Raw genomic sequence first — 12290 nt, 5'->3', positions numbered from 1 at the left:
GGTCCCAATCTCCTACTTGATCCCAGCCGCAGCGGGTTTGGCCGATTCCGCGACTAGGGATTCCATCGTCGCCGTCTTCGCCTTGATGGGAGCCCCTGGGAAGTAGATTTGCTGGAGACCTCCGACGATGACCTTGTCGTCAGAAGACAATCCAGACTTCACTACACGGAGTCCGTCTACAGATCCGCCAAGTACGATGTCTTTCCGCTGCGCCTTATCACCCGGACCGACAACATAGACATACTTCCGGTCTTGATCGGTAAGAACCGCTTTGTCATCGATCAGGATAGCTTGCTTAGGTTCCGCACTCTGCAATTGCACGCGGGCAAACAGGCCGGGAGTCAACGTATGGTTGGGATTCGGGAGTACAACGCGCGCACGGATAGTACCGGTGGATGGATTGAGCGCATTATCGACAAAATCGATGTGTCCGACGTGCGGGAAGCCCTCTTCATCCGCGAGAGCAACGCGCACGGGGTTGTCAGAACCAACAGCACTACCGCGACGAGCACTCTGCTGAAAGCGCAGATAGCTCTGTTCATCGCAATCAAAGTAAACCCACACTGGGTCCACTGAAACGATCGTGGTCAGCACGGTTTGGTCTGCCTGAGCGAGATTTCCCAAGGTCAACTGGGTACGGCTAGTTCGGCCGTTAATGGGAGAGCGTACTTCCGTATACGAGAGATTGAGCTCCGCGGAGGCGACAGCAGCCTCTGCCGCTTTGACCCGTGCTCCGCTCTGGAGAAGATCTGAATCCCGGTTTTGCTGCTCTTCCTGAGAGACTGCATCGGACAGCTTGAGCCGTTCCGCACGGTCCGACTGGATTTTGGCAAAATCAGCAGCTGCGTGCTGTCGGGCCAGTTCGGCCGTTGCACTGTCGGCAGCATCTTTGTACGGGCGCGGATCGATCACGAACAGAAGGTCGCCTTTCCGAACCATCTGGCCTTCGCGGAACGCGATCCGGTCGACGTATCCGGTAACCCTCGGCCGAATATCCACGTAATCCGTCGCCCAGACGCGGCCATTGAACTCGTCGGACACGCGGATAGGCCTCGTAATTACTGGCGCCGCTTCGACAGAGGCGACAGCCAGTGCAGGCGTTGCGTTGGGGGCCTGCTTGCAACCAACGGCCGCAGATGAGGCGCTCAAAATGGCCAACAGTAGCGCTTGTGATGACTTTTCCTTTATAAATGCCTGCATCAGTTCTCCGGTACGGGGGACGTGCTCGCGTCTCGCTTGGGGTATCTCAAAACCTGTTTTTAGAACGGGCGTTACAGAATAGATGAAGATCTGTCTTGTTTCGATTCTGACTCGTGCAACTTTTTTGATGTGTGCTCCAATACTGCATAAAGGAAATGCATGACACAGCGGGGCCGCCCAAAGACTTTTGATAGAGACCATGCATTGGAAGCCGCGATGATGCTCTTTTGGAATCGCGGCTTTGAACAAACCAGCGTCGATGAGTTGGCAGCGGGGATGGGTATCCAGACTTCAAGCCTCTATTCTTCGTTCGGAGACAAAGAGTCGCTCTATCTCGAAGCGGTCGATCATTATCTACGTGGTAGAGGGCGTATCTACGAAACTGCGATTAGCAAGGGCAAAACTGCTAAGGAAGGATTTGCAAACCTGCTTAAAGTAGCAGCATCTGAGATGACGCGCCGCGATCAGCCCAAGGGCTCCATGCTCTCCCTTGCTCTCCCGACCTGTTCGCCTAAATATGAGAAATTGCAGGAAGAGGTAAACAGGCTGCGCGACTTCTCAGAAGCAATCTGGATGGAACGGCTCCGAGGCGCCGTACGGAATAAGGAGCTTCCTAAATCCGCGGACCTCCAAGTGCTGCAATTGTTCTTCAGAAATACGCTTTTCGGGATGTCGCTTCTGGCGCGGGCAGGGGAAAACAGGGATACCCTCATGGAAATCGGCAAACTAGCGCTTCGGGTGTGGCCAAGCTCGGAACGGGCTTCCACTTCGTAAGATTTCGCCTGTTCCTGTTCTGGCGGACTAAGCGTCTGAACAGATTTAGCGTTTAAAGTCTGCGAAAGGCTTCGAGCACGGAACGTTCAATCGGCGCCATAACGATACGATTTTTGAGGCGGATAGGGACAAGATCATAAGGGGCAACTAAGAACGGCATTGCAACGCAACTCCTATCGATTATGCATATTGCAGCAACATTGGAACTCATACTAATCGCGGTAAAAACGCTTGACAAGGGCCCTTCGCTGCGACTCATAGTTGCGCCATAAGCTACAATAATCTTGATGAATATGCAGTTCGACGGCATCGCAGAATTCGTCGCTGTTGCGCAGTTAGGCAGTTTCACCGCCGCCGCTGACCAGCTCGGCATTACCAAATCCGCGGTTGGACGCGCTGTATCACGCCTCGAAGCAAGGCTCGGAGCGAAACTACTTCATCGCACGACTCGGCGACTGACGTTGACTTCTCAGGGGGAGGCGTGGCTGGAGAACAGTACCGCCGCTTTGGCTCAACTCGACCGCGGCGAGAGCATTCTCAAACTTTCGCAAAACACACCAGCAGGTCAGGTTCGCATCGACCTGCCCACCGCTTTCGGGCGACTATTCGTGATGCCGGTATTACTCGAGCTGGCGTCGCGGTGTCCTGCGATTTTGCTCAAGGTCAGCTTCTCCGATGGCCGACCGGACCTTATAAGTGAAGGCATCGATCTTGCGGTTAGAATTGGCGCGCTTGATGACACAGCGGACCTGATTGCGCGCCGACTGGGTGCGCAGCAGTTGGTGATTTGTGCTGCACCGGACTATCTGGCGGAGCGTGGAATCCCGTTGAATCCTTCTGATCTTGCAGAGCATGATTGCATCGTCGGATGGCAGCTGTCCCGCCATGCCACATGGCTGTTGCGTCGGGCTGACGGCGCTTTTGCTCCTCACTTTGTTCCGGCCAAACACGAATTTTGCGACCTGGAGATCGTGCTGGCTGCTGTCAAGGCAGGACGAGGCCTTGCGCAGTTGCCGCTTTGGATGGTTCAAAATGACATCCAGAGCGGAAAACTCATCACTGTACTTGACGGTATGTCTGGCGGAGAAATGCCAATTACCTTATTGTGGCCGCGAACGCGAACGTTACCTGCAAAGATCCGCGTGATTGTGGACGAACTTCTCAAGAATGCTCACCGATTTGTTGGCTCTGCGCCGTCCGAGGAATAAGGCGGAACAACGACCTGCGTGAATCCTACGAACGTAGAATGGTGATCCACAATGTTACTGACATCGGCGGGCCACCGCTTAGGGAGAGCTCCTGTTGTAATTGCAAGCCATTCATTTATGGGAGCTGAAGGTCGAGGATCAAACAGGCAGGAGTTTCAGGTTTGAGAAAGTTCAAATACTCCGTCGCGCTCCAGAACGTTATGACGTGATTGCTAGCGGACGAAAGCATAGCAGTCAGGGATTCTCGAATTCGCTTGTCATCGTCCACCCACATAAATAATTGATCGGTCCGCGTTCACTTTGCACCTTTCTTAGGACAACGGGAGAGTGAAGAAAAGACGGTTCCCGAGCCCGCCCCCCGGCTTGCACTACAGACGATGTGCGAAAAGTGAATGATGCTCAGGTCTGTGACGCTAGCGATCCGCATCACCGCGGCGATACTCCGCCGTGAGACCGTCAAGCTGTTCCTTCAGCTCCGGATCGATAGCGTAATTCGCAGCAGCCAGTGAGTCATCTAGCTGTTCGAGCCGGCTCGCGCCAAGAATGGCAGCGGTGATGATTGGATTCGCAAGGACCCAGGCCACCGAGAGTGTTGTTAGCGGAACGCCTCGCGTCTTTGCAATTTCACCGAGTTGGGAAACGGTCTCAAATTGCCGGTTGTGCCAGTACCGCTGCTGGTATAGGGCTCCGAAATTATTGCTAATTGCCCCAGAGAACCGGCCCTCTGTTGGCGTCTCGTTCTTGTTGTATTTGCCGGTCAGCAAGCCGCCTGCCAGCGGATTGAACGGAATCACGGCGACTCCTTCTTCTTGAGCAAGTGGCAATAGCTCACGTTCAATCTCACGGAAGAGCAAATTATAGCGAGGTTGAACAGAGACGTAGCGTGAGATCTTCAAAGTGTCGGAACACCCGAACGCGCGCGCGAGCCGATATGCGAGGATGTTCGACGCCCCGATATAGCGTGCCTTGCCGGAGCGCACGATTGTGTCGAGAGCCTCAAGGGTTTCGTCGAGCGGCGTTGCACGATCATCGAAATGCACCTGATAGAGGTCAACGTAGTCAGTTCTTAATCGCTTGAGAGAGCCATCGATAGCGTCCAGAAGATGCTTGCGTGAGGCTCCCTGGTTCCACGGCTCTGGCCCCATCGGAAGTCCTCCCTTGGTCGCAAGAACAAATTGCTGGCGTTTGTTCTTGAGCCAGCGACCAACGATTTGTTCGGTCCGGCCGGCAAGCGTGAAATCCGCTCCCATCGGATATCCATCTGCAGTGTCAATGAAGTTGATTCCGGCGTCTGCGACTCTATCGAGAATCTTGAAGGCCGTCTTTTCTTCTGTCTGCTTCCCTAAAGTTGCGGTACCGAAACACAGCCGGGAAACCGTCAAGCCTGTTTCTCCAAATTTTGTAGTCTGCACGTAACTATCCTCTTCACCTCACTCAGTGAGGTCTTTTCGACAAGCTGAGTCCTGATGTTCAGTTTTCTTACTTTTACGTTGAGCTTGCTATTCGGAATCCGGGAAGGGAGATGCCGCAAGCACGTCGCAGGAATTGGGGAACTTATAACCGGGGATGAAGCGTTCACAGATGCTGGCGTTCACGGTGCCAAACGTGGTGGCGGGCTTGTGCGCAAAACCGGCAAAGTACTCCTGGATGAAGCCTTCCCTGAAGTGTTTGCGAGGGTACCTAGCAACGATTTTCTCGCGCAACTCCGAGGGAAACTGATCGAAGCCTTTCCCCAGCACATCGAGACCAACTCCCGAAAAGAGAAGAGCTACTTCAGGACGCATATACTGGGTTACCCCGGGCGTGGTGTGCAGAGCAATGGCCGCCCATGCAGTTTGTATCTGTTCTTCCGGAACGTTATGTGCAGTGAGGAACTGATGGGCCGCGTTTGCGCCATCGACTTCGAATCGTTCGTCTGGGCTCGAGAATTTCTTGATGAGACCGAAGTCGTGAAATGCGGCCGCGACATAGAGAAGTTCAGGGTCGAAACGAAGCTTTTGTTGACGGCCCTGCTCGGCCGCGAACAAGTAGACCCGGATCGAGTGATTAAAGAGCAGATCCGTGGAATGCTCACGCAAGAGATCAGCGGCCTCTTTCGCAAGCAAAGAGTCGGGGATGACGAGGGAGAGAGAGAAATGTGACATCTTTGTATCCTTTGTGCGTCCTTCAGTATCCGAAGGAGGTTTATCGAAAAAGTTTTTTAGCCAAGCACGTGCAAGGCACTAATGTCCTAGCCTGCAGCAGATGCAAGTCTGTTACGGGTTGTCCACAACAAGATTGGGAATCATACGGATCGATGTCGCGAAATTGGAAAAATTCGGGGATGTCTTCATGATCAGGTGATGCAGTTCATCGAGCTTCTCCTGTGGAGCCGACGATTTTACGACGACTGTGTAACGGATCTCTTCGTAGCCCGGCTTGACGGTCGAATCGAGTCCCAGAAAGCCCCGTAGGTCCAACTGGCCTTCGGTTTCGATCTCCAGCTTTTCCAGCTTGATTCCCATGGCCGCCGCGTTCGCTGCATACCCGACCGACAAACAGGCGTTCAGGGCTGCCATCAGAAGTTCCTGCGGATTCGGCGCTGTGTTTCCGCCAAGAAGTTCATTAGGCTCGTCAGCGTGAATCTTAAAATCGCGACTAAATTTCTTATCTCCGAGCCCGTAGTCCGATATCGAGGTGATCGTTTTTGTTTGCCCTTTCCATTCTGTCTTGACTTTGAATGAAGCCGTTCTCTGATCGGGGTCAGTCTTTACGCGATCCACAAAAGCCTTGAGCGCAGGTACATCGATGCCGTTCATACCGTCGACTGTCATTAAGCTTTTCCTTTCATGCATTGAAACGTGGTGTGTGCCACATGTGACACGAGTGAACAGATTTAGTGTTTGAAGTCTGCAAAGGATCAGAGGAGAAGTCCCAGAAGTTGCAGGGCGGTTGTTACAACCCGCTTGCTTGTCGTTTTTGGATGTAGTTGCGCGCGTAGCTGACTTCAGGTCGCTGCGTCTTCACGCCGTTATGGGTCACTTTCAGAAGCTGACTGTAATACTTCGTGGCCTCGTCAGATTTACCGATCGCTTCGGCTGCATGACCTGCGTTGTAAAGTCCGTTGTAACGATTGGGACTAAGTTGCAAGGCGGTGCCGTATTGTGTCAGAGCTTCAACGGGGCGATGAAGCAGGAAGAGCATGTCGCCATACATTTCGCGCACTGGAATGTCCACCTCATTCTGCCCCCTGCGGTCCTGTTGATCTGCAGCTTCGCGGATTTCCCGAAGGGCCTGCTCGTCTTGCTTATGAGCAAAACTTTGCCAGGCCTTAACAGTGGCCAGGGTTGCAGCGATTTCCCGGCCAATCGGGGTGTACTCCTCATATGCCGCCTTGGCATACTGTTGCGCACTTGCGGTGGCCTTGTCGGATGCTTCGGCATCGCGAAGATGTCCGGCGGCGATGGCCTGCGCCCAGGCATGGTAATACTTGGCCGAAGCAGTAGCGTTCCCTGGTTCAGGGATAGCCAGAACTGACTTCCAGTCATGCATCTCGAGGTAGTAAATGCTGGGGTATTCAACTTGGATATAGGTGATACGGCGACCCATGCCGTCGTTGGCGATACCAGGCAGGGCGCTCAGATGTGCGGCTAACGGATCCGTATTATTCAGGATGGCCTTCGCGTTTGCATCGTCGGCCTGCTGCAGGTAGGCATAAAGAAGAAATTCGTAGGCGTGCATCTCATGCGTAACTCCGCCTAGTTGATGCTTCTCCGCATACTCCGAGGCGACGACGGATGCTTTGTTGGATTCGATATCCTCCGGCCACATACCGAGCCGCGCGAAGATGTGTCCGGGCATATGAAGGGCGTGGGCGGAGGCTGGTGCTATCGATGCATATCTCTTGGCAGCGGCCAAGCCTTCGCGGGCAATCTGCGGGTTGTCGCAGGTATGAATGATGTAGTGCGCGAAGCCGGGATGATCGGGATGAGCCTCAAAGCCTGGTTCGAGAATAGCGAGCGCCTTGTGGGCATCGCCGATCGGGTCTGCCGATCCAATGCCTGCGGCCAGACCTAAACCATAAAATGCCAGCGCCTCTATATCGTCGGGATAAGCTTTGCTCAAGGCCCCCATGGCGTCACTGTAAGCATGCACCGCCTGATCGTGTTGGGACGGGTCGGCATCCAAGTAGCCTCTGAGAGCTGCGATGTAACGCTGCTCGCGATCTGTTTTGGGGTGGAGTGTTGCGGCTTTTTCGACTTCCGCGATGCCCATCTTGCGTCGTTCTTCCGGCATGCCATCCCAAAACGGACGCCATTCGGTCATCGCAAGAGCCCACTGGGCCATGGCACACTGTGGATCTGCTACCGCGACTGCTTGAAACTGTCTATTCGCTTCCTCATACCAAAACGAATGAATCAGCGCGATTCCGCGCTCGAAGGGTACCTGTACAGAAACGTCACAGGAGATGGGCATGTGGACGGAGCCGAACTTTTCGACGAGAGCTTCGGGATCACCATCTGCTCCACCATGATCATGATGAGATTGCGCTATGACAATTGTGGATGATGCGAGAAGAGTGATAAGGCAGACAGCACCGAATCTGCGGAAGCAATGCTTCTTGCGATTGAGGACGACAGTAAAGCGAAAACGTGCGGGTCTAGCAGAAATGACCATTGAAACCTCTCAGAAAATACTTATCGTTTGACAGCGCGACGGATAGCTCATTTCACCGGAAAACAAATCCGACAGGTTAATAATTCCAAGCCTTCAATACTGTCCGCCGTAACATACCTCTAGCTGAATGTGGCCCCGGTGTATTCGCTCGCAATCCGTCCTTTTCCCCGAATTCCGAAATAATTCCCATCCATGGATGGTCCGTAACACATCTTTCGTCGATGTATTACTTGTGCAGAATTTTTAGCGATCGCACAGAGATCGGCGGCTACTTACCGGATCGGTCTGGATTCGGTAAGTCATTATGTAGTCGAAATCGAAACGGAGTACGCGCGATTAATCGGCCGCTCCAAACTTTTATTTAGGATCTCGACGATTGATTGACAGTGGTCTCACTTAGATGAATGGAGGATTCCATCGAATCAGCTCCGGGAAATAACGGAAGCCCTCGCCCTCTTTAGCTATATGTCCCAGTCCTGGCCATGGGAAGTGATAGCCCAAAAGGGCCATTCTGGATTCAGCCAACATATCGAAAACCTTCATTCGAGTTTCGGATGCCAGTTGTGGATCCTCGTCGAAGACAATATGGGCCTTCGGGAGTTCCAACAAAAGAGCATGATGATGCGACAGGTCGCCTATCAGAAAGAGCGAATGATTACCTGACGTCAAGGTGAAAGCCGCGTGCCCCGCTGTGTGTCCGGGTGCGAACATCGCATGTACCCCAGGTAGAAACTCCTCATGATCTCGAAAGAAAACGATCCGATCCCGGACGGGAAGAAGATTCTTGCGAGCGATCATAGTCATCTCACGGTTAAATGATGAGAGCAAGTTTTCGTTGGTCCAAAAATTGAAGTCCGTTTCGGTTATGAAAACCTGCGCGTTCGGAAAAAGCGGGTGGCCGTCCTTTGTGCAGATACCGCCAACATGATCGAGATGGGCATGGGAACAAACGATCGCATCAATCGTGTTGGGGTCGATTCCGGCGTGCGATAAATTCTGCTGAAGACGACCCGCATTGGGGCCGAGCATCTGAACTACCCCCATTCCAGTCTCAAATAAGATCTTCTTCCCCCCCGAGAGAAAGACGACAATATTCTCATCCAATACCGTTCTATCCGTGGCCAGAAAATGATGATGCAAACGAGCTTTAATGTGTTCCTTCGATATGCCAACAAACAGGTCACTGGGACTCCCAGGATCAACCAAGCCGTCTGAAAGAATCACAATCTCAGCGTCCCCGAACGGAATTCTCAATGGGGGAGCACTTTGATACTTGAGTGTTGCCGCTGCGTTCATACCCCTCACCTCCACTCTCCGTTGCTTATTTTCGGTTCGACTCACAGGTGTCTTTCATAATCACGTCGGATTACCGGTCACCTGCAATGGCATACAGTGGTACTGCAGATTCAATTTCGACGATCTCGCCTCGGTAAGCATGATGCCAACAACAGCTGCATTTAGTTCGAGATATGTTCGGCGTTTCGTTGCCAGGAACCGGGACCATGTCTCACCCTTTGCAAGTACCCAAGCAAGTGCCAACTGCCCGGGTATAGGTTTTGTTTCCGGTCGGCGATCGAGCGCAAGTCGCTCGGTTTGCCAATGGCTCCTCTCCCTTTATGGCTGCTTTGAAAGCAGAGTCATCAGCCGAACGATGGAAAATATGTTTCACATCACGCATTCGGTCTCATAAACCGGATAGTCGGTATTATCCCTTGGGCCCCCGGGTGTAGAACGTGGTTGAGTCCCACTCGTTCAACGGCAGACGATGGCGCAGCCGCTCGACCAGGTCGGGGTTGGCAACGAAAGGTTTCCCGATCGCAATGAGATCGGTCTCGTTCGCATCGATCGCGGCTTGGCCATTTTCTCGGAGATAGCCGCCGGCAAGGATAAAGGTGCCACCAAAAGCTTGGCGTAACTCTTTGAGATAGTTTTTGGTGACGGGGATAGTGCCGTGCTCGCCCATCGTAGTTTGATCGCTGATATGCACATAGGCGAGCTTGCGAAGAGACAACTCCTTCGCGAGTATCAGATATGTCTCGGCCTCATCGCGGAAAGGTGGCATCTCGTTATAGCGGCCAAAGGGAGACAGGCGGATACCGGTACGATCACCGCCTATGGCATCGACTACCGCATCGACCGCCTCCAGCGTGAAGCGAATGCGATTGGCGATCGAACCACCGTAGCGGTCGCCGCGGGTGTTGAGCGTCCCGTTGATGAACTGATCATTGAGATATCCGTTGGCACCGTGTATTTCAACGCCGTCCAGGCCACCTTCACGTGCATTGCGTGCTGCCACTCCGAACTCGGAAGCGATGCGGGACACCTCCTCTGTCCTCAACGCGCGAGGTTTGCTTTGCACCAGGAATGCTGGCCTACCATCCGCATCGAAGGCCATGGAGATCGCTTTCGTCGCCCCAGTCTCGGTGGAGCTGACTGTAGCCTGACCCTTCGGCTGATGCGAGACATGGCTCGCGCGGCCGCCATGTCGGAGTTGCCCAAAGATCACCCCTCCATGGTCATGCACCTCTCGGGTCACACGTTGCCAACCTTCGATCTGTGACGTGGTGTAGAGACCTGGCTCAAATGCCCAAGTGCGGGCCCATTCACTGATGGCGATGCTACCGGTCACGATCAGACCCAGCCCCAGTCCGCTGCGAGAAATAGCGCGCGGTCTCAGCCTCAGGCACCCAATCGAGGTTGCGAGCCCGGGAACGCTCCATCGGCGCCATCACAATACGATTTTTCAGGTGGATTGGACCCAGGTCATAGGAATCAAATAACGATGACATTGGAAAACAACTCCTTCCGATTGCGCATGCTTCAGCAACAATGAATTCATGCTATCCCCTAAATATCCAGGAATAAAGGGCCTTTGACTCGACTCAGAGTTGCGCTGAGAGCTCCAATAACCTGGATGAATATGCAGTTCGACGGCATCGCAGAATGAACATCGGGGCGAGGTCCTGCTTCTTTTCGCCCAGTTCGCGGAACATGACTGACCAACATGAGTGCAACCTTTAAAAGGTGGGCGCCGGCCGTTCTAGGCCTTCGTATCTTGCTCAATGCAATAGCGTTGAAAGGTTGTTTAATCGGCAGAAAGGTAGTGCACGACCAATACGCGACTACATCCGATACGGGCTGCATTGTTCAAGCTGCAGGTCGCGTTGGATGGCCGTCACCGCAATGCACACTCTGTCCATATACGTAATAGAGGCCAACGCGACAGTCATCCCTAAGACGTGCGACTGACGGGTTTCGGAAGTTCAGTCGAGATCGATCCCGACTTAGTGGAGTGGAATTACAGACGATGCGAAGAGTGCAGAGCGTGGGCATCCATGCCGAGCGGCCAGATTGGACGCGCTTCGCGATGGTTGCCCCGTGGGGCGAAACGCCGGCAGAGGTGAGCGCCCGCGTGGACCGTAATCATGTCCGGTGCCGTGAAGTGATCCAACATTACGCAGAGTCTGCCGTCTGATGATGAGTCCGCTGAATTCGACGGCGATGAAACGAATAAGTGCTGGACATTTCCTTGCCAGCAACACTCTATTTTGCCTTCGGCGGATAGTTCTTTAAGAGTTTCTTAATGGCCTTCGCGAGGTTCTTTTGCTGCTTTTCGGGTTTCGCCTTCGGATCAATGGTTTTGCTAGCGGTGCCTCGCCAGACCAAATCCTTCTTAGCTGGTTCGTACATATCAACAACCAACTGCCCAATGTAGATCGTTGACGTTGTGCCTGTGGTCATGCCGGTATTCATGCCTCCCCCATACCAACCACCGCCCCACCCTGGACCATAGCCCCAGCCTGTGTTGTAGGACGTGAACTGCTTCTCTGAACCGATGGCAGTTTGGTAGGCAATGTAGAGGTCAGCTGAGTCCGAGTCGGTCTTCTCCAGGCCTTTTGTCGATAGTTCGGCATCCAAAGCATCTCGAATCTGCTTTTCTACCAATTGATTCGGATGATCGGCCCCTTTAATGTCAACCCACTTATAAGTCTTGAATGCCGCGAAGTTGGCTTTGCTGTCGAAGTTATAACGCACATCTTGCGCCGGCACCCGACTGGTGCTCATTAGCAATGTAACGAACGCCAACAGAATTAGCCTCTTCATTCGTTGTTCTCCTCTCTCGATTGCTGTAACTAACGTCCCATCACGCCTCCCGTTGCTGCGGCTGGGTCTAATCGAGCTCCGCAACCTTTCTTCAGCGCGTAAGCGCGAGTGGCGAACTGCGCGCCTATGCTTGCTTACTGTGTGCGTCCAATAGGTTCCGAAGGCCACTCATCTTCTGTCCGCCTCCACGCAGAATCGGGGTTATAGATCCTGTCTCGCGGGTTGAAGTAATAAGTCTGAATTGTTTTCTAAAGTAAACAACCCGGAGCTACAACTAGGGAAATCCCTAGCGCGACTCGCTGCCCCTCTAACTCGCCCTGCTAGTTTTGATCTCACAAGGGATCCCTA

10 protein-coding genes are annotated in these 12290 nt (G+C 53.4%); 2 read left to right on the top strand and 8 right to left on the bottom strand.

Translation table 11 applies throughout. From position 1 onward, the window contains the following. Positions 1-12: 12 nt before the first annotated feature. Positions 13-1200 (bottom strand): efflux RND transporter periplasmic adaptor subunit, encoded by a 1188-nt coding sequence (locus AC5S26_RS07125; protein WP_494184156.1) that lies wholly within the window; start codon positions 1198-1200, stop codon positions 13-15. A gap of 204 nt (positions 1201-1404) precedes the next feature. Here AC5S26_RS07125 and AC5S26_RS07120 point away from each other — a divergent pair, with 204 nt between their 5' ends. After that, entirely contained in the window at positions 1405-1974 is a 570-nt protein-coding gene (locus tag AC5S26_RS07120; RefSeq protein WP_494184155.1) for a TetR/AcrR family transcriptional regulator, read from the top strand. Between the two features lie 287 nt (positions 1975-2261). Continuing rightward, entirely contained in the window at positions 2262-3182 is a 921-nt protein-coding gene (locus AC5S26_RS07115) for a LysR family transcriptional regulator (protein WP_494184154.1), read from the top strand. Positions 3183-3595: 413 nt separating this feature from the next. On the opposite strand, the gene AC5S26_RS07110 is transcribed toward AC5S26_RS07115, so the two are convergent. From AC5S26_RS07110 to AC5S26_RS07080, 7 genes are all read right to left on the bottom strand, one after another. Then, positions 3596-4594 (bottom strand): aldo/keto reductase, encoded by a 999-nt coding sequence (locus AC5S26_RS07110; RefSeq protein ID WP_494184153.1) that lies wholly within the window; start codon positions 4592-4594, stop codon positions 3596-3598. An 87-nt stretch (positions 4595-4681) separates the two neighbouring features. Beyond that, positions 4682-5326, bottom strand: coding sequence for an HD domain-containing protein (locus AC5S26_RS07105; RefSeq protein ID WP_494184152.1), 645 nt, complete (start codon positions 5324-5326; stop codon positions 4682-4684). A gap of 111 nt (positions 5327-5437) precedes the next feature. Next, complete coding sequence (locus tag AC5S26_RS07100) at positions 5438-5995, bottom strand: OsmC family protein (protein ID WP_494184151.1); 558 nt, start codon at positions 5993-5995, stop codon at positions 5438-5440. Between the two features lie 121 nt (positions 5996-6116). Beyond that, positions 6117-7838 carry a tetratricopeptide repeat protein gene (locus tag AC5S26_RS07095; RefSeq protein WP_494184150.1) on the bottom strand — a complete coding sequence of 574 codons (1722 nt, stop codon included), beginning with the start codon at positions 7836-7838 and terminating at the stop codon, positions 6117-6119. A gap of 396 nt (positions 7839-8234) precedes the next feature. Next, entirely contained in the window at positions 8235-9134 is a 900-nt protein-coding gene (locus AC5S26_RS07090; protein WP_494184149.1) for an MBL fold metallo-hydrolase, read from the bottom strand. Positions 9135-9543: 409 nt separating this feature from the next. After that, positions 9544-10467, bottom strand: coding sequence for an oxidoreductase (locus AC5S26_RS07085; protein WP_494184148.1), 924 nt, complete (start codon positions 10465-10467; stop codon positions 9544-9546). A gap of 914 nt (positions 10468-11381) precedes the next feature. After that, the gene (locus tag AC5S26_RS07080) at positions 11382-11942 is read right to left on the bottom strand and encodes a DUF4136 domain-containing protein (RefSeq protein ID WP_494184147.1); all 561 of its coding nucleotides are present in this window, start codon (positions 11940-11942) and stop codon (positions 11382-11384) included. Positions 11943-12290: the final 348 nt, after the last annotated feature.

The organism is Edaphobacter sp. FHG110511_03 (assembly GCF_059115365.1).
Note: the sequence above shows the minus strand (reverse complement) of the source record. Positions and strands in the feature narration are given on the sequence as shown.